The 17,082-nt window shown below is 37.0% G+C and carries 22 protein-coding genes and 1 pseudogene; 22 read left to right on the top strand and 1 reads right to left on the bottom strand.

All coding sequences use genetic code 11. From position 1 onward, the window contains the following. The first annotated feature begins 46 nt into the window (after nt 1-46). From GEZ89_RS01540 to GEZ89_RS01445, 21 genes and pseudogenes are all read left to right on the top strand, one after another. Nucleotides 47-913, top strand: a complete 867-nt coding sequence (locus GEZ89_RS01540) for an ABC transporter permease (protein WP_075231637.1) — start codon at nt 47-49, stop codon at nt 911-913. Further along, complete coding sequence (locus tag GEZ89_RS01535) at nt 910-1,668, top strand: ABC transporter ATP-binding protein (protein WP_153224719.1); 759 nt, start codon at nt 910-912, stop codon at nt 1,666-1,668. Before GEZ89_RS01540 ends, GEZ89_RS01535 begins: the two co-directional genes overlap by 4 nt. A gap of 265 nt (nt 1,669-1,933) precedes the next feature. Continuing rightward, the gene (locus GEZ89_RS01530; protein WP_153224718.1) at nt 1,934-2,644 is read left to right on the top strand and encodes a TipC family immunity protein; all 711 of its coding nucleotides are present in this window, start codon (nt 1,934-1,936) and stop codon (nt 2,642-2,644) included. Between the two features lie 86 nt (nt 2,645-2,730). Beyond that, nucleotides 2,731-3,456, top strand: a complete 726-nt coding sequence (locus tag GEZ89_RS01525) for a TipC family immunity protein (RefSeq protein ID WP_153224717.1) — start codon at nt 2,731-2,733, stop codon at nt 3,454-3,456. 78 nt (nt 3,457-3,534) lie between these two features. After that, the gene (locus tag GEZ89_RS01520; protein ID WP_153224716.1) at nt 3,535-5,070 is read left to right on the top strand and encodes a hypothetical protein; all 1,536 of its coding nucleotides are present in this window, start codon (nt 3,535-3,537) and stop codon (nt 5,068-5,070) included. A gap of 289 nt (nt 5,071-5,359) precedes the next feature. Then, nucleotides 5,360-5,674 (top strand): hypothetical protein, encoded by a 315-nt coding sequence (locus GEZ89_RS01515; RefSeq protein ID WP_153224715.1) that lies wholly within the window; start codon nt 5,360-5,362, stop codon nt 5,672-5,674. A gap of 252 nt (nt 5,675-5,926) precedes the next feature. Then, nucleotides 5,927-5,986: pseudogene (locus GEZ89_RS09820) on the top strand (GH-E family nuclease); the annotation flags it as partial. 8 nt (nt 5,987-5,994) lie between these two features. After that, nucleotides 5,995-6,534 carry an ankyrin repeat domain-containing protein gene (locus GEZ89_RS01510; RefSeq protein WP_153224714.1) on the top strand — a complete coding sequence of 180 codons (540 nt, stop codon included), beginning with the start codon at nt 5,995-5,997 and terminating at the stop codon, nt 6,532-6,534. Further along, the gene (locus GEZ89_RS01505; RefSeq protein ID WP_228113855.1) at nt 6,527-6,859 is read left to right on the top strand and encodes an immunity protein Imm33 domain-containing protein; all 333 of its coding nucleotides are present in this window, start codon (nt 6,527-6,529) and stop codon (nt 6,857-6,859) included. Before GEZ89_RS01510 ends, GEZ89_RS01505 begins: the two co-directional genes overlap by 8 nt. A 277-nt stretch (nt 6,860-7,136) precedes the next feature. Continuing rightward, nucleotides 7,137-7,445 (top strand): hypothetical protein, encoded by a 309-nt coding sequence (locus GEZ89_RS01500; protein ID WP_248034201.1) that lies wholly within the window; start codon nt 7,137-7,139, stop codon nt 7,443-7,445. A gap of 36 nt (nt 7,446-7,481) precedes the next feature. Then, entirely contained in the window at nt 7,482-7,907 is a 426-nt protein-coding gene (locus GEZ89_RS01495; protein WP_153224712.1) for a hypothetical protein, read from the top strand. A gap of 69 nt (nt 7,908-7,976) precedes the next feature. Then, the gene (locus tag GEZ89_RS01490) at nt 7,977-8,360 is read left to right on the top strand and encodes a hypothetical protein (protein WP_153224711.1); all 384 of its coding nucleotides are present in this window, start codon (nt 7,977-7,979) and stop codon (nt 8,358-8,360) included. Between the two features lie 103 nt (nt 8,361-8,463). After that, the gene (gene dnaG / locus GEZ89_RS01485; RefSeq protein ID WP_153224710.1) at nt 8,464-10,224 is read left to right on the top strand and encodes a DNA primase; all 1,761 of its coding nucleotides are present in this window, start codon (nt 8,464-8,466) and stop codon (nt 10,222-10,224) included. Nucleotides 10,225-10,226: 2 nt separating this feature from the next. Further along, complete coding sequence (gene rpoD / locus GEZ89_RS01480; protein ID WP_000201894.1) at nt 10,227-11,336, top strand: RNA polymerase sigma factor RpoD; 1,110 nt, start codon at nt 10,227-10,229, stop codon at nt 11,334-11,336. 17 nt (nt 11,337-11,353) lie between these two features. After that, entirely contained in the window at nt 11,354-11,683 is a 330-nt protein-coding gene (locus GEZ89_RS01475) for a metal-sulfur cluster assembly factor (RefSeq protein ID WP_000331926.1), read from the top strand. 99 nt (nt 11,684-11,782) lie between these two features. Continuing rightward, on the top strand, nt 11,783-12,835 hold the full coding sequence (locus tag GEZ89_RS01470; protein WP_228113854.1) for a glycosyltransferase family 4 protein: 1,053 nt from the start codon (nt 11,783-11,785) through the stop codon (nt 12,833-12,835). Between the two features lie 8 nt (nt 12,836-12,843). Continuing rightward, nucleotides 12,844-14,160, top strand: a complete 1,317-nt coding sequence (locus GEZ89_RS01465) for a glycosyltransferase family 4 protein (RefSeq protein ID WP_153224709.1) — start codon at nt 12,844-12,846, stop codon at nt 14,158-14,160. A gap of 26 nt (nt 14,161-14,186) precedes the next feature. After that, nucleotides 14,187-14,378: a PspC domain-containing protein gene (locus GEZ89_RS01460; RefSeq protein WP_075229473.1), complete on the top strand. Its 192-nt coding sequence runs from the start codon at nt 14,187-14,189 to the stop codon at nt 14,376-14,378. Between the two features lie 30 nt (nt 14,379-14,408). Continuing rightward, nucleotides 14,409-14,543, top strand: a complete 135-nt coding sequence (locus tag GEZ89_RS01455) for a DUF4044 domain-containing protein (RefSeq protein ID WP_049548929.1) — start codon at nt 14,409-14,411, stop codon at nt 14,541-14,543. A 75-nt stretch (nt 14,544-14,618) separates the two neighbouring features. Further along, nucleotides 14,619-15,929: a GTPase ObgE gene (obgE, locus tag GEZ89_RS01450; protein WP_153224708.1), complete on the top strand. Its 1,311-nt coding sequence runs from the start codon at nt 14,619-14,621 to the stop codon at nt 15,927-15,929. Between the two features lie 9 nt (nt 15,930-15,938). Next, nucleotides 15,939-16,103, top strand: coding sequence for a hypothetical protein (locus GEZ89_RS01445; RefSeq protein ID WP_000502583.1), 165 nt, complete (start codon nt 15,939-15,941; stop codon nt 16,101-16,103). Here the strand turns inward: GEZ89_RS01445 and GEZ89_RS09675 are convergent. After that, nucleotides 16,072-16,272, bottom strand: coding sequence for a hypothetical protein (locus GEZ89_RS09675; RefSeq protein WP_322741465.1), 201 nt, complete (start codon nt 16,270-16,272; stop codon nt 16,072-16,074). The genes GEZ89_RS01445 and GEZ89_RS09675 overlap by 32 nt on opposite strands. Between GEZ89_RS09675 and GEZ89_RS01440 the strand changes: the two genes are divergently transcribed. Continuing rightward, a partial coding sequence (locus tag GEZ89_RS01440; RefSeq protein ID WP_194251814.1) for a transposase occupies nt 16,233-17,082 on the top strand: 850 nt, incomplete at its 3' end. The genes GEZ89_RS09675 and GEZ89_RS01440 overlap by 40 nt on opposite strands.

Raw genomic sequence — 17,082 nt, 5'->3', positions numbered from 1 at the left:
TGGAGACATCTCCTCCAATTTTTAGAATAAAGGAAACGAATCAAACATGCTAATATCTATTATTTCACAGGGATTGGTCTGGGCTATCCTAGGTTTAGGAATCTTTATGACCTTTCGTATCCTGAACTTTCCAGATATGACAACTGAAGGTTCCTTCCCCTTGGGAGGAGCTGTAGCAGTTACTCTAATTACCCAAGGAGTTAATCCTTTTCTTGCTACTTTAGCAGCCATAGGAGCAGGTTGTCTTGCTGGTTTAGCAGCTGGACTATTGTATACCAAAGGGAAAATTCCAACTCTTTTATCAGGAATTTTAGTCATGACTTCTTGTCATTCTATCATGCTCATGATTATGGGACGAGCAAACCTTGGGCTTTTAAATACCAAGCAAATCCAAGATGTTCTTCCATTTTCATCAGAGGTTAATCAATTACTGACAGGTTTAATTTTTGTGACTTTGGTTATTCTTCTCATGCTTTTCTTCCTAGATACCAAACTTGGACAGGCCTATATCGCTACAGGGGATAATCCAGATATGGCTCGTAGTTTTGGTATCAATACAGGACGTATGGAGCTTATGGGCTTGGTCTTGTCAAATGGTGTAATCGCACTTGCTGGCGCACTTATCGCTCAACAAGAAGGTTATGCGGATGTCTCTCGTGGTATCGGTGTTATCGTTGTTGGTCTTGCCAGCTTGATTATCGGTGAGGTTCTCTTTAAGAGTCTTACTCTAGCAGAACGCTTGGTTACTATTGTTGTTGGTTCCATCAGTTATCAATTCTTGGTATGGGGCGTTATTGCTCTCGGCTTTAATACTAGCTATCTCCGTCTATACAGTGCCCTTATCCTAGCAACTTGTCTAGTCATTCCAACTCTTAAGGATAAATACTTGAAAGGAGTCAAGTTAAGCAAATGACAGCAATTGTAGAATTAAAAAATGCCACAAAAATTGTGACAAATGGCTTTGACGAAGAAAAGATTATTCTAAACGATGTTTCACTTGATATTTATGAACATGACTTCATTACAATCTTGGGTGGAAATGGTGCAGGCAAGTCAACCCTATTTAATAGTATTGCGGGAACTTTACCTTTAACCAGCGGTAGTATCCGCATCATGGGTGAGGATGTGACTCATTTCAGCCCAGAAAAGCGTGCCAAATACCTTTCTCGTGTCTTCCAAGATCCAAAAATGGGAACAGCCCCTCGTATGACCGTTGCAGAAAATCTCTTGATTGCTAAGTTTCGTGGAGAAAAACGTGGTCTCTTTCCAAGAAAACTCTCCGCTTACAAGGAAGAATTTCAAGCAACTATTGAGAAGGTTGGAAATGGACTAGAGAAACACTTGGATACACCGATTGAATTCTTGTCAGGTGGACAAAGACAGGCCTTGAGTCTCTTAATGGCAACATTAAAACGTCCAGAACTCCTTTTGTTGGATGAACATACAGCAGCCCTTGACCCTAAAACAAGTGTGGCCTTGATGGAATTGACAGATGACTTCGTCAGCAAGGACCATCTGACTGCTCTGATGATTACCCACCATATGGAAGATGCTCTCAAGTATGGAAATCGCTTGATTGTTATGAAAGATGGACAAATCATCCAAGATTTGAATAAGGATGAAAAAGCCAAGATGAAGATTTCTGATTACTATCAACTTTTTGAGTAGATAATTTTTAAATCAAGTATCCTTAAAAACTTAGAAGTAGGCTTTTGCTTCTAAGTTTTTTGTATTAAAAGGAGATTATCTAAAAATGGTCTGGATTCCACCGTCTAAGATTTTATAGTATAATGATTATAAGGAAAATGTTGCTAAAGATAAAAAACTTATAAAAAAGTGTTTTGCGTCTAAATTTTATCTTGTCTCTAAAATAAGGTATTTAAAATGTATTTTTACTTTGTAAAGTATATAAGTTCTAGGTAAGGAAAAAGTCATGAAAAAAATTTTAAAAATTGTACTCATAATTGTAGTAGGTTTTCTAACTTTGTTCGGTCTATATCGTGTCTATCAAAAGAATTATTATAAGGGAGTGTATGAATCTTTAAGTAATGTCTTTTTAGAAATGAACTATGCAGAGATAAATAGTGGTGTTTTACCTGGACTTGCTGATTTTAGTAAAGCCGTTGACGGGAGTCAATCGTTTAGAGATCCAGACTGGATAATTTCCATAGGACTTGATGCAGGCTTGTCTGAAAATGAAAGTTTAAAAGTGATTGTAGGTTTTGAAGAAACTTTTATTATTGAATACCAGCAACTATTATCTGATGGGAGATATCTATTTATTAGATACAATTATAAGAATAAAAATCTTAACCCAACTATCGAAATTTCGGATTCTAAAAGTTCACTGGCATACTACTTAGCTGGGTATAATATAAGAAATAAGGATAGCGGGGAGATAAATTTGGAGTCGTATTTTAAGAGAGCGGGCACTGTGGAAAAACCAAATTTTTACTTAACTAATCCCAACGAAGCACTAGAGTATTTAAAGCCTTATGGGATTGATGAAGCTTGGATTAAAGAAAAATCCCACTTCATGCTCTATGATGTCGTTCTAGAACGCTGGTTCAAAAATGGTAGTCAACGCTACTCAGTTGATAATCTTGGGGATGTAGAGATTGTGTCTCTAAGTTTTTCTGAATAGGATGATACCCAAGCAATGGAGATGTAAAAAGAGAAGAATAATGTTGTTTATCAGTTTCTCCAAGATTTAAGTAAGGAAAAAGGTAGATGAAAAAAATTTTAAAAATCGTACTCATAACTGTAGTAGGTTTTCTAACTTTGTTTAGTCTAGATCGTGTCTATCAAAAGAATTATTATAAAGGAGTGTATGAATCTTTAAGTAATGTCTTTTTAGAGATGAACTATGCAGAAACCCATAGTGGTGTTTTACCTGGACTTGCTGATTTTAGTAAAGCCGTTGACGGAGGCCAATCATATCGCGATAAGGATATTATAGTTGGTATGAGTCCTGAAGCAGGCTTATCTGAGAGTGAAACTATATTAGTGTATGTAGGTATTGAAAAAACATTTCTAATTGAGTATAGGCGGTCGTTACCTGATGGCAGATACCTTTTTATTGATTATGATTATAGAGATAAGATGCTCAAACAAACTATTGAAATTTCGGAATCTGATCAATCATTAGCATATGGATTGACCGGTTATCGTATAGAAATAAAGACTAGAGGAGAACTTGATTTAGCATCATATTTGAAAATTTCCTATGGTTTTAGTTCGACTAAAGGTTTACCAAGTTTTCAGCTAACAGATCCCAACGAAGCACTAGAGTATTTAAAGCCTTATGGGATTGATGAAGCTTGGATTAAAGAAAAATCCCACCTCATGCTCTATGATGTTGTTCTAGAACGCTGGTTCAAAAAAGGTAGTCAACGCTACTCCGTTGATAATCTTGGGGATGTAGAGATTGTGCCATTGAAATCTATGAAAGAATAGAACTAAGTATGAATAGAGAGAGCTTTATAAATAGTAAATGTATGTTATAATATAGGAAATGAACTTGAGGTGATTTTTATGAATTTATTGAATATTTTTTCTGAACTTGATTATAAAGCTATCATCGAGGGGAGTCTGACTAATTTAATTCCAACAATTATAGCAGGAGGATTTGCATTATTTGTAATTGATAAAATGACAAGCTATATCCGTATTTCAAAAAAAATGGAATCCTATGGTTTTAAGGGGACGGCTTCAAAGAAGGGGTTTTCTAAAACTGATATAAAGAAGATGTGTAAAGATACTGAGAGATTAGATATTATCTTTGTATCGGGTTATGGTTTTTTTAGTGCTAACAAGACGCCTCTAAAAAAAGCTATGGATAAAGGTATGCACATTCGATTTTTATGCGCGCAAGTAGATAATCATTTCTTAACTGATATTGAAAATTTAGAAGTAGAGCAAAAAAATCGTAAATCTGGAACAAAGATTAGTGAAGAGATTCGTGAAATAGTCAACGAGTATGAATCATACATTTTAGATATTAACGTGGTAGAGCAATATTTAAATAAGATTAAGCAACTAGAACAACTAGACATTGAACAAGGCTATTTAGAAAATGGCAAAGATATAAAAAAGGAAATTGAAAAGTTATGTAAACAACTTGAGTATTATAAACGTGAAAAAAAGATGGAAATTCGCTATTACTCAACTGAGTATCGTTTACCGTTTATTTTATCTCAAAGTAAACCTTCAAAGGGTAAAATAACAACGAAAGTATGGTTGAATATCACTCTTCCTCCATATAAGTCTGTTGAAAATTTTATGTTAACTGGTGAGAGGGTTGATGATATTAACAAAGATGAGGGGGATTTTAACTTTATTGAAATGATGGAAGAACACTTTGAAAGTATCTGGAATAAGGCTTCTCTAACATTAGGTGAAAATGAAATAAAAAAAGAATCTCAGTACAAAAATTGGGAAGAGTTATTAAAATCTTCATCAGAACGGATGATAAAGTCAAGACAAACTGGCAAAGGTTTATTAATTGAAGTTGCAGCCCAGCACCCATTAGATGAAGGAAAATATCCTAATGAAGAGTTTTCAAAACGCTTGGATAAGGCTATAGAGTTATATAACAGATTAAATCAATCGGGAGAAAGTGTATATATTTATGTTCCAGGAAGTATTCATAAAAATAATGAAGTAGTAGATGAACTTTCTCTTAGCGGTGCCGGAAAAAATTATTTAGTAGAAAAAGGGATAAGTAGTGCAGTAATATATAGTGATGAGATGAATGTAAAATATAAAGGAGATCAGGGAGTTTATAATTCTACTGATGAGTGTTATGTTGCAACTCAGATTTTTGAAGAAATGAAATTTAAACAAATTTATTGTGTATGTTCGCCAGCTCAACTTTTAAGAAAAGCTTTCAGTTATATTAAGTTTGGTACTTTACCTTATTTTGAGGTTGCAAATGCTGAAACATTACATCATAGTTATGTAGATGAATATTTCAAAATGATTCCATTACTCTTGTCAGATGATAAAGCCTTACAATTGGATTCTGAATTAGGAGAAGAGATTCGTAAATGCAGAAAACCAATGAAATAAAAGATAAATAATATGGGGGGATTTTTAAGATTCGACTTATCTTTACTCAAGGAAGCAAGTTGTAGACTAACTTGCTTTTATTAAATTATTGTAGTTCTGAATATAATACTCAATGAAAATCAAAGAGCAAACTAGGAAGCTAGCCGCAGGCTGTACTTGAGTACGGCAAGGTGAAGCTAACGTGGTTTGAATTCGATTTTCGAAGAGTATAAATCTAAAATTGAAAAGTTAATTGAAAGTAAGATTTATACGATAAATTTTGTGAGTATAAGTTTAATATGAAATAAGGATGTTAGTTAAATTGAAAAAATTAGATTTTGTTCTTTTAGCCATCTTACTGTTTACTGTATCCATCCTAACTCTTGTGATCTGTAATATAAAATGGGGAATCATTACTTTAGGTCCAAGTGAAGAGACAAAGGTGCGTGTAAACGGACACTCCGAGAGTTTGGACTCCATAATCCATGTAGAGGTAATTCCAGTTACTACAGATGGGAATATAAAGCTTTCTCGAGGTGATGATTGGTTTGATCCTGAAAAAGGAATTGGATATAATATTAAGGATTCTCGGATTGAAACCTATCATTACAATGAAAAAACATAAAGCTGGGATGTAACGATATTAGAGAATCCTCATAATGGCATTGGTGTCGATCGCGAAGGTATTATTATGGATCCACCTCAAAATGCACTTTTTTCGTTTGCTTCAAAGAAAGGATTCGAAATCAAAATAAAGAATATATCTGATCAGACAGTTGAATTTAAAGTAAAAGTGACATATGATTAAGATTTGGCAAGTTGATAGTTTAGCAAGCAATAGATCCAAATAGTAGATTGATTAGAATCAAACCGGTCAAATCCTGCTAACTTTCAAATTGAAGTACCAAAATCAAATAGAAGTCATAAATATGAATAGGTGAAGGAATGGTATTACAAGATATATTTGATGCAGCTCAAGAAGGAACGTTTGAAGAGTTTTATTCGCTCTACAAGGGAGATGTCAATCAAAACACACATGAGAAATTGAATTTGTTGAACATGGTTTTAACTAGCAATACTTTGCTAGATGAAAAACTTAAGATTATTCAGTTTCTTATTGATGAAAAAATTGATGTTAATTGTTTAGACTCAGATAATAGAAATGCCTTACATAATTTGTTTCAGTTTAAAGCGAATTGGAGAGTAGATGTTGAGTATGCAACTAAGGTCATGTCAATGTTGTTGAAAGCAGGGATAAATGTTAACCAAGTTGATAAATATGGGGCAATTCCATTGATTGCTGCGATTACAGTCTTGAAATTAACAACCAAGGAAGCCTTGCCTTTATATGAGATGTTGATTGCTAGTGGTTCTGATATTCACCGTAAAGATTTTCAAGGGAAGTCAGCTATAGATTATGCGAGAGAATTCAGTTGGAGACAAGATTTATTATCTGAAAATGGAGGGTTACTTGCTGATGAATAATAGTGATTTTGGTGGATTTATGGTTTCAAATAATGTAATAAATGGCTATCCGATTCAGTACACTTATAGAGAGAAATCTTCAATTTCTCAGTTAAATGGCTGGACAATATTATCTTCTATCGATGATGAAGAATATATTTCTAATCCTGATAATTTTACAATTCTAGGTGTGACAAGTATAGTGCAAATTGCTCCGGTTCTACTAGAAATTTTTCCCGCAAAATATGGAACAGATTTGTTTTGGCTATATGATGACAATGTACATATAGGATTTTATGATTTAAAGTCAGAAAGAGAAGTTACTATTACAGAGATTTTGCAATAATCTTTTCTGAATGACTATGGTATATTTTAAAAAAACAAAATGAATGATTAAGTCAAGTAACTTTAAAAAATTTTAGAAATTCAGATAAAGGCATTGTTTTATAAAAAGCAGGCGATAAAAACATGGCATACACACAAGAAGATTTTCAAGAATGGACTTTCCTCATTTGCTTTTACTAGGGAGTTTGCTGAGGAATAAGGCCTTCATTTAGACTATAGCATGCAGTCTTTGGATGATTTGGAGTCTTAGATATTGGCTCACAAGGGAGGATATTAAAGTGACGATAGAAACAGAGTTGAAAAAAATAAGTAAAAGTTTATCTTTAATAAATGACAGTCAAACCTCTAACAAGATATCTTCTACTAATTTAGAAAATATAAATGATATTTTAAATGATTATTTACCCCTTCATTTGAAATGGATAGAGAAGGGAAATTCTTGGATTGTTGAGTCATTAAGTGAGAATCGCCAATTAGATAGACAAGCCTTTTCTCAGTTACTTGTAGGAGTTAGAAATCTGTATCTTGATTTAGAGGAACTTCAAGATTTACTGATTGAAGTATCAAATGAAATAGATGAAAATTAGAGGTTTAAAACGTAAAATGGAATAATGGGGGTATATATGACATCAGAGCTAGAAACTAAAAATGAAGAATGGGTAGAAGTCTTTAAAGATTTGATTCCCAGAGATAACTATAAGATAAAGGTTTTGTTGACCGATTTAGGAGATGGGCAGGAAATTAGGCTGATTGGAGAGCAGAACTGTTTTAAATTATCATGTTTTTGTTATGATGAAGCACGATTTTTTAGCAGGAAATTGTATTTATCTGCAATTCTGGATAAAGAGATGTTTAAAAAATATGAAAAAAATAATTTCCAAAATATCATTTATGAAGTCAAAAATAGTCAATTAGTGAATAAACTCGGATATACAGCCTATGGTAGTGCAGGAACACTGTATTCACAACATTATATCATCATAACTCAAGATAGTGTAGTGGAGATTCTTGTGTCCGCAAATTCTAATTTAAGTATCAGTCAATACTAGAAAATTTGCTAAATAAACATGTACACCGCTGTAGTACAATTATCAGAAAATAGAACTTGGAGAATTGATATGGAAAAATGGACGGAAATTAAACCGGGCTTCATCCCTTTTGGCGACTATGGTATCGAGATAAATATAGACGGGGATACTCTAATTGCCTACTTGGAAGATTCGGAAAAATTTAAATTTACCTTTACAAAAGTTTGGGCTTTCCGTTCAGTCCAGGAAAGTTTAGAATTAATAGATAGTTACTGGGAGCAAGGATTAGCAAAGAACAGACCACGTTATCTGACCAACTATATCTATGAAGTCGAGAATGCAGAATTTGGTGACTTAGTCGCTTCTGCAAATATAGTTAATAAAAAGCTCCATCACTACAAATTAATGTCGACGCATTTTTTAGTGGATATTGTATCTGAAAATGATGTAAAAGTAGAGAAAGTGACTAGCTAGTTTTATGAAATAGTCTCATGTAAAGTGTATGAAATGGTTTACTTTTTTTCAGAAATAAGCTATACTAGTTAGAGTAAACTGTGATAAAATGGAGGTATTGTCTATGGTTGACAAGAGACTCATCGAAGAGATCAAAAACAATACCAATATTGTCGAAATCATAGGAGAAGTGATTTCTTTACAAAAATCTGGACGGAACTTTTTAGGGCTCTGTCCTTTTCATGGTGAAAAGACCCCTTCCTTTAACGTGGTTGAAGATAAGCAATTTTACCACTGTTTTGGCTGTGGTCGTTCTGGAGACGTCTTTAAGTTCATCGAGGAGTATCAACAAGTAACCTTTGCGGATGCGGTGAGGATATTAGCTGAGAGACTTGGGATTCAGATGGCAGCGCCTGTTCATAGTTCTATACAGCCTAGGTCGCCCCATCAAAATCTCTACGATATGCATGACAAGGCTGCTCGGTTTTATCATGCCATCCTCATGACAACTAAGATGGGTGAAGAGGCGAGAAACTATCTCTATAAACGTGGCTTAACAGATGATGTTCTCAAGCATTTTATGATTGGTTTGGCTCCAGCAGAACGCTCTTATCTCTATCAACGTTTAGCAGATGATTATAGTGAGAAGGACTTGCTGGATTCAGGTTTGTTTTATCTATCTGAGAGTAACCAATTCTTTGATACCTTTCATAATCGCATTATGTTTCCTCTTTCAAATGATCAAGGAAAGGTGATTGCCTTTTCTGGTCGTGTATGGCAAGAGGCCGATTCTCAAACTGGAAAGTATAAAAATAGTCGAGCGACGGCAATTTTTAACAAAAGTTACGAATTATATCATTTGGAGAGGGTAAAAAAAGGATCGGGCAAGGCTCCTGAAATCTACCTGATGGAAGGATTTATGGATGTCATTGCGGCTTATCGTGCTGGTATTGAAAATGCAGTTGCTTCTATGGGTACCGCACTGACGAGTGAACATGTGGAGCATCTGAAACGCTTTACCAAAAAAGTGATCGTCACCTATGACGGAGATAAGGCTGGGCAAGCTGCCACAGCTAAGGCCTTGGATGAACTTAAAGATTTACCTGTCCAAGTCGTTCAGATTCCTGACGCAATGGATCCGGATGAATATTTGCAGAAAAACTCTCCTCAAGACTTGGCTTATCTCTTAACCAATACACGTATCAGTCCTGTTGAGTTTTACATTCATCATTTCAGACCGGAAAACAGTGAAAATCTACAAGCTCAGATTGAATTTATAGAGAAAATTGCCCCCTTAATTGCAAAGGAACCCTCTATCACAGCTCAGAATTCCTACATTCACATTTTGACGGATCACTTGCCATCTTTTGACTATCAGCAAGTCGAACATATTGTCAATGAAAGTCGTGTCAGACAGAGAAAGGAGAAGGTCAAGGAGACCTATAGTCCAAGTCCTGTCACTATGTCTGTTACCAAGCAGCTGACAGCAGTGATGAGAGCGGAAGCCCATATCCTCTACCGAATGATGGAACATCCCTTGGTGCTTAATGACTATCGCTTAAGAGAGGATTTTATCTTTGAAACTCCAGAGTTTCAGACCTTGTATGGACTCTTGATTGATAATGGAAGTATCTCGTCTGAGGATTTGGCTCATCAGACCAGAGAAGTGGAGAGTGCTTGGTATCAAGTCCTAGCCTTAGATTTGCCACCTGAGATGTCCCCTCACGAGTTAGCTGAAGTGGAAGAGTCTCGAAAAAGAGCTCTTTTGAATCAGGAAAATCTGCAAATTAAAAAGAAAGTTCAGGAAGCTAGCCATGTCGGTGATACAGACACCGCATTAGAAGAGCTAGAACGCTTAATTGCCCAAAAAAGAAGAATGGAGTAAGAATGGCAACAAAACAAAAAGAAGTAACAACCTTTGACGTCCAAGTAGCGGAGTTTATTCGCAATCATAAAAAAACTGGTACAGCAACTGATGATGAAATCAATAACGCCCTCGTAATTCCCTTCACTTTAGATGTGGAAGGTATTGAGAATCTTTTGCAACGTATTCAAGATGCTGGTATCTCAATTACGGACAACGAAGGAAATCCAAGTGCGCGTGTTTTGAGCACTGAGGAAGAACCAGAGTTGACTGATGAAGATTTGATTGGTTCAACCTCTGCTAAGGTCAATGACCCTGTCCGTATGTATTTGAAAGAAATCGGGGTTGTGCCTCTGCTTACAAATGAAGAGGAAAAAGAGTTGGCCCTTGCTGTTGAAGCAGGTGATATCGAAGCGAAACAACGCCTTGCAGAAGCTAACCTTCGTCTGGTTGTTTCTATCGCTAAACGTTATGTTGGACGTGGAATGCAGTTCCTTGACTTGATCCAAGAAGGAAACATGGGCTTGATGAAGGCTGTTGATAAATTTGACTACTCTAAAGGGTTCAAATTCTCAACTTATGCGACTTGGTGGATTCGTCAGGCTATTACTCGTGCCATTGCTGACCAAGCTCGTACCATCCGTATCCCAGTTCACATGGTGGAAACAATTAACAAGCTTGTTCGTGAACAACGTAATCTTCTTCAAGAGTTGGGACAAGATCCAACTCCTGAACAAATCGCTGAACGCATGGATATGACACCTGACAAGGTTCGTGAAATCCTCAAGATTGCCCAAGAGCCGGTTTCTCTTGAAACACCAATTGGTGAAGAGGATGACAGCCACCTTGGTGATTTTATCGAGGATGAAGTGATTGAAAATCCTGTGGACTATACAACTCGTATCGTTTTACGTGAGCAATTGGATGAAGTGTTAGACACTTTGACTGACCGTGAAGAAAATGTCTTGCGTCTCCGCTTTGGTCTTGATGATGGGAAAATGCGTACCTTGGAGGATGTTGGTAAAGTCTTTAACGTAACGCGTGAACGTATCCGTCAGATTGAGGCCAAAGCTTTGAGAAAACTTCGCCAGCCAAGTCGAAGCAAACCACTTCGTGATTTCATTGAAGATTAAGTTAAGGGAGAATGAAGATGGCTTACACAGAAGAACAAATCGAAAATATCAAAACACGTATTTTGACAGCCCTAGAAGAAGTGATTGACCCAGAGTTGGGGATTGATATTGTCAATCTAGGCTTGATCTACGAGATTCGTTTTGATGGCGATACAGGTGAGACTGAAATTGATATGACCTTGACAACCATGGGTTGTCCCTTGGCAGATCTTTTAACTGACCAAATCTATGATGCTATGACAGATGTTCCAGAAGTTACTAACGTTGAAGTCAAATTAGTTTGGTATCCAGCTTGGACAGTTGAGAAAATGAGCCGTTACGCTCGTATCGCTTTAGGTATCAAGTAAGTATATTATGAAAAGAGAAATAGTGTAGACGCCAGGAATTCCCAGCTTTTATACTATCTCTCTTTTTATTTGCTGATTTTATTTGAAGAAAATGGTATAATGGTTACTATGGAAAAAGAGAAATTACGCATCAACATGCTAAGTTCAAGTGAAAAAGTGGCGGGCCAAGGTGTGTCTGGTGCATACCGTGAACTGGTACAGCTTTTAAAACGAGATGCGAAAGACCAACTGATCGTAACAGAAAATCTTCCAATCGAAGCGGATGTTACTCATTTTCATACGATTGATTTTCCTTATTATCTCTCGACCTTTCAGAAAAAACGTTCTGGACGTAAGATTGGCTATGTTCACTTCTTACCAGATACCTTGGAAGGTAGTTTGAAGATTCCATTCTTCTTAAAGGGGATTGTCAAACGCTATGTATTTTCTTTTTATGACCGTATGGAGCATCTGGTTGTGGTCAATCCTAGCTTCATTGAGGATTTGGTTGCTGCTGGAATTCCACGTGAAAAAGTGACCTATATTCCTAATTTTGTCAACAAAGAAAAATGGCATCCACTTCCTATAGAGCAAGTCGAACAACTTCGTAAAGATATGGGGATTGATGAGAATCAGTTTGTAGTCGTTGGTGCAGGTCAGGTTCAGAAGCGCAAAGGAATAGATGACTTTATCACTCTAGCTGAGGAATTACCTGATATCACTTTTATTTGGGCTGGTGGCTTCTCTTTTGGGGGAATAACCGATGGTTATGAGCGCTATAAAAAGATTATGGATAACCCTCCTGAAAATCTAATTTTCCCAGGGATTGTTGATCCAGAACGGATGAGAGAACTCTATGCCTTGGCTGATCTTTTCTTGCTTCCAAGTTATAACGAGCTCTTTCCAATGACTATTTTAGAAGCTGCGAGTTGTGAAGCACCCATTATGCTTCGTGATCTAGATCTTTACAAGGTCATTCTTGAAGGAAATTACAGACCAACAAGTGATGTAGAAGAGATGAAAGCGGCTATCTTGGAATATCGAGAGCATCCAGAAGCACTAAAAGAATTAAAAGAAAAGGCTAAGGCCATTTCAAGAGAATATTCAGAAGAGCATCTTCTTGAGATCTGGCTAAAATTCTATCGGGAGCAAGCAGATTTAGGAAAAAAATGAGGTAGTATATGCGAATTGGTTTATTTACAGATACTTATTTCCCGCAGGTCTCGGGTGTTGCGACCAGTATTCGAACCTTAAAAACAGAACTTGAAAAGCAAGGACATGCCGTCTTTATCTTTACAACAACAGACAAGGATGTTAATCGTTATGAAGACTGGCAGATTATTCGTATCCCTAGTGTTCCTTTCTTTGCCTTTAAGGATCGACGTTTCGCCTATCGTGGATTTACGAAAGCTCTTGAGATAGCAAAACAATACAAGCTGGATATTATTCATACGCAGACTGAGTTTTCTCTTGGTTTATTAGGGATTTGGATAGCGCGTGAGCTGAAAATCCCTGTTATTCATACCTATCATACCCAGTACGAAGATTATGTTCACTATATCGCTAAAGGGATGTTGATTCGTCCAGGTATGGTCAGGTATCTTGTGAGAGGCTTCCTTCATGATGTTGATGGTGTGATTTGTCCGAGTGAAATTGTGCGCGACTTGTTATCGGATTATAAGGTCAAAGTTGAAAAGCGTGTTATTCCTACAGGGATTGAGCTAGCCAAGTTTGAACGACCTGAGATTGGACCAGAACATATCGCAGACTTACGGGTTAAACTAGGTATTAAGGAAGATGAAAAAATGCTTCTTAGCCTTTCGCGTGTGTCTTACGAGAAGAATATTCAGGCGGTACTAGCTGCATTTGCAGAGGTTCTAAAAGAAGAACAAAAGGTGAAATTAGTCGTTGCTGGTGATGGGCCTTATCTGGAAAACCTCAAGGAGCAAGCAGGAGATTTGCAAATTCAGGATTCTGTTATCTTTACAGGTATGATCGCTCCGAGTGAGACAGCACTTTACTATAAGGCTGCTGACTTCTTCATTTCAGCTTCTACAAGTGAGACTCAGGGGTTAACCTATCTAGAAAGTTTGGCTAGCAAGACACCAATTATAGCTCATGGAAATCCCTATCTTGATAACCTCATCAATCATAAAATGTTTGGAACGCTTTATTATGAAGAGAGAGATCTAGCAGGGGCTATTTTAGAAGCTTTAATTGCAACTCCAAAGATGGATGAGAAACTTTTGGCTGAAAAATTGTATGAAATTTCAGCTGAGAATTTTGCTAAGAGAGTCCATGAGTTTTATTTGGATGCTATCATCTCAAACAATTTTGAAAAAGAATTGACTGCAGATGAACCTGTTACGAAACGTATTTTAAAGACAGTATTTTATATACCACAACAGGCAGTTTCAGTTCCAGTCAAAAGTTCTAAACGAATGTTAAAGGCATCTAAGAAACAGTTGAATGATTTGAGAGATTATTGGAATGACTAGGATCATCAAAGAAAGGAAATGAAGAAATGAAAAAGAAATTTATGAGAAGTAGTCGAGATCAAAAAATCGGTGGAGTATGCGCTGGTCTAGCTAATTATTTTGATATTGATCCTACAATTGTACGTGTAATCTGGGGAGTTCTAGCTTTTTGTTATGGTAGTGGACTTATTGCTTACTTAATTTTATGGGCAATTGCTCCAGTTTCGGAAGAATATTAAAAATAGGGAATTATAGAAAAGGAGAGAATAATGGCATTTGGTGATAATGGAAAACGTAAAAAAACATTTTTTGAGAAATTGACACTATTCGTCGTTTTGATTATGTTGTTTGTAACCTTAGCAGGTATCTTTGCTACAGCCATTGGTGTATTTAGCAGATTTTAAAATGCTAGATTTTCTAGCAAGTAGTAATAGTTGGTGACTGGGATTTCCCAGCCCTTTTTAAAGTGAGAAAAGAATATGAGTATGTTTTTAGATACAGCCAAGATTAAGGTCAAGGCTGGAAATGGTGGCGATGGGATGGTTGCCTTTCGCCGTGAAAAATACGTCCCTAATGGCGGTCCATGGGGTGGCGATGGAGGCCGTGGAGGTAACGTTGTCTTTGTTGTAGATGAAGGTTTACGTACCCTGATGGACTTCCGTTACAATCGTCATTTCAAAGCCCAATCGGGTGAAAAAGGGATGACCAAAGGAATGCATGGTAGAGGGGCAGAAGACTTGATTGTTCGAGTGCCTCAAGGTACAACTGTACGTGATGCGGAGACTGGGAAAGTTCTCACTGATTTGATAGAGAACGGCCAAGAGTTCATCGTGGCTCATGGAGGTCGTGGTGGTCGTGGGAACATCCGTTTTGCGACACCAAAAAATCCTGCTCCAGAGATCTCTGAGAATGGAGAACCTGGTCAGGAGCGCGAATTACAGTTAGAACTTAAAATTCTTGCGGATGTTGGTTTGGTTGGATTCCCTTCAGTTGGAAAATCAACTCTGCTCAGCGTAATTACCTCTGCAAAACCTAAAATTGGTGCCTATCACTTTACAACAATCGTTCCAAATCTTGGTATGGTCCGTACCCAATCAGGTGAGTCCTTTGCAGTGGCAGACCTTCCTGGTTTGATTGAAGGAGCAAGTCAAGGTGTGGGCTTGGGAACTCAATTCCTTCGCCATATTGAGCGTACTCGCGTTATCCTTCACATCATCGATATGTCAGCCAGTGAAGGTCGCGATCCTTACGAAGATTATCTAGCTATTAACAAAGAGTTGGAATCTTACAACCTTCGTCTAATGGAGCGTCCCCAAATCATTGTTGCTAATAAGATGGATATGCCAGAAAGTCAGGAAAACCTTGAAGAATTCAAGAAAAAATTGGCAACTAACTTTGATGAGTTCGAGGAATTACCAGCAATCTTCCCAATATCAGGTTTGACTAAACAAGGTTTAGCACCTTTACTAGATGCAACAGCAGAGCTCCTTGATAAGACTCCAGAATTCCTTCTTTATGACGAGTCAGAAATGGAAGAAGAAGTTTATTATGGCTTTGACGAAGAAGAAAAACCATTTGAAATTAGTCGTGATGACGATGCAACTTGGGTACTTTCAGGTGAAAAACTCATCAAACTCTTTAACATGACTAACTTTGATCGTGATGAGTCTGTCATGAAGTTTGCTCGTCAGTTGCGTGGTATGGGAGTTGATGAAGCTCTCCGTGCTCGTGGCGCCAAGGATGGAGATTTGGTTCGTATCGGTAAGTTTGAGTTTGAGTTTGTAGACTAGGAGATAGCTATGGGAGATAAACCGATATCTTTCCGTGATGCTGATGGAAATTTTGTTTCTGCAGCAGATGTCTGGAATGAGAAGAAGTTAGAAGAACTGTTTAATCGCCTCAATCCAAATAGAGCGTTGAGACTTGCAAGGACTAAAAAGCAAGCTGAAAATAGCAAATCATAAAATTGAGTCTGGGACAATAGTGTCTCGATTCTATCAAAAAAGCAACGGTTTTTGCCGTTGCTTTTTGCATGGTTGCGATAGTCTTGGTAAAATAGAATTGCTTAATAAACCATTTAGAAAGGCTATCCCATGCATATTCACTATAACACAAATCAAACAACTTTACCACTAGAAATCTGTTCTTTCTTGCCACAAGACCATCTCGTCTTTACTATTGAAAAAGTGGTCAATACCTTGGAGGATCATCATTTCCATGCCTTCTATCATGCCTTTGGTCGCCCGTCTTATCACCCTAAAATGCTTGTATCTACTCTTCTATTTGCCTATTCACAAGGGATTTTCTCTGGGCGAAAAATTGAAAAAATGATGATTGAAAATCTGGCTATGCAGTACCTAACAGGGCAGTTGGTTGTCAGCTATCGTACCATCAATCGTTTTCGTGTCGCTGAAGGGATGGAAGAACTCATTCGTGATCTTTTCATCGACCTTAATCTTCGTTTAAAAATGGAAGAGTTAGTGACCTTAGATTGCTTGTTTATTGACGGAACTAAGATTGAAGCCAATGCCAACAAGTATAGTTTCGTGTGGAAGAAAGCGACAGAGAAATTCTCCGCCAAACTTCAAGAACAGATACAAGTCTATTTTCAAGAAGAAATCACTCCTCTTATCCATCAAGCTATTAAGCTGGATGAAGAAGAACCAATTTCTTCAGAGCAGTTGCTTGAATTCGCTCAAGTCCTTGAAGAAGAATTGGAAAAATTGAACCAGGATATTGAGGAGACACCCGTTAAAGGAAAGGATGAACGTAAAACCCAACGTCGTAAACTCAAGAAAGTCTTGCGTAAAGTCAAGGAGGATTTTTCAATACGTGCTGAAAAATATGAGAACTATCAAGAAACTTTTGAAGGGCGTAACAGCTTTTCCAAAACAGATCCAGATGCCACTTTTATGCGGATGAAGGAAGACCATATGAAAAATG

The sequence above is a fragment of the Streptococcus mitis genome, assembly GCF_009496285.1.
Classification (GTDB): domain Bacteria; phylum Bacillota; class Bacilli; order Lactobacillales; family Streptococcaceae; genus Streptococcus; species Streptococcus mitis_BP.
The sequence above is the reverse complement of the archived record's forward strand: the minus strand, read 5'-3'. Positions and strand labels throughout refer to the sequence as shown.

Bases quoted from the DNA above. Each gene is read 5' to 3' on its own strand.
- obgE (WP_153224708.1), top strand. From the start codon at position 14,619: ATGAGTATGTTTTTAGATACAGCCAAGATTAAGGTCAAGGCTGGAAAT.
- GEZ89_RS01465 (WP_153224709.1), top strand. From the start codon at position 12,844: ATGCGAATTGGTTTATTTACAGATACTTATTTCCCGCAGGTCTCGGGT.
- GEZ89_RS01455 (WP_049548929.1), top strand. From the start codon at position 14,409: ATGGCATTTGGTGATAATGGAAAACGTAAAAAAACATTTTTTGAGAAA.
- dnaG (WP_153224710.1), top strand. From the start codon at position 8,464: ATGGTTGACAAGAGACTCATCGAAGAGATCAAAAACAATACCAATATT.
- GEZ89_RS01520 (WP_153224716.1), top strand. From the start codon at position 3,535: ATGAATTTATTGAATATTTTTTCTGAACTTGATTATAAAGCTATCATC.
- GEZ89_RS01445 (WP_000502583.1), top strand. From the start codon at position 15,939: ATGGGAGATAAACCGATATCTTTCCGTGATGCTGATGGAAATTTTGTT.
- GEZ89_RS01525 (WP_153224717.1), top strand. From the start codon at position 2,731: ATGAAAAAAATTTTAAAAATCGTACTCATAACTGTAGTAGGTTTTCTA.
- GEZ89_RS01540 (WP_075231637.1), top strand. From the start codon at position 47: ATGCTAATATCTATTATTTCACAGGGATTGGTCTGGGCTATCCTAGGT.
- GEZ89_RS01490 (WP_153224711.1), top strand. From the start codon at position 7,977: ATGGAAAAATGGACGGAAATTAAACCGGGCTTCATCCCTTTTGGCGAC.
- GEZ89_RS01535 (WP_153224719.1), top strand. From the start codon at position 910: ATGACAGCAATTGTAGAATTAAAAAATGCCACAAAAATTGTGACAAAT.
- GEZ89_RS01530 (WP_153224718.1), top strand. From the start codon at position 1,934: ATGAAAAAAATTTTAAAAATTGTACTCATAATTGTAGTAGGTTTTCTA.
- GEZ89_RS01510 (WP_153224714.1), top strand. From the start codon at position 5,995: ATGGTATTACAAGATATATTTGATGCAGCTCAAGAAGGAACGTTTGAA.
- GEZ89_RS01515 (WP_153224715.1), top strand. From the start codon at position 5,360: ATGTTAGTTAAATTGAAAAAATTAGATTTTGTTCTTTTAGCCATCTTA.
- GEZ89_RS01505 (WP_228113855.1), top strand. From the start codon at position 6,527: ATGAATAATAGTGATTTTGGTGGATTTATGGTTTCAAATAATGTAATA.
- GEZ89_RS01475 (WP_000331926.1), top strand. From the start codon at position 11,354: ATGGCTTACACAGAAGAACAAATCGAAAATATCAAAACACGTATTTTG.
- GEZ89_RS01495 (WP_153224712.1), top strand. From the start codon at position 7,482: ATGACATCAGAGCTAGAAACTAAAAATGAAGAATGGGTAGAAGTCTTT.
- GEZ89_RS01470 (WP_228113854.1), top strand. From the start codon at position 11,783: ATGGTTACTATGGAAAAAGAGAAATTACGCATCAACATGCTAAGTTCA.
- rpoD (WP_000201894.1), top strand. From the start codon at position 10,227: ATGGCAACAAAACAAAAAGAAGTAACAACCTTTGACGTCCAAGTAGCG.
- GEZ89_RS01460 (WP_075229473.1), top strand. From the start codon at position 14,187: ATGAAAAAGAAATTTATGAGAAGTAGTCGAGATCAAAAAATCGGTGGA.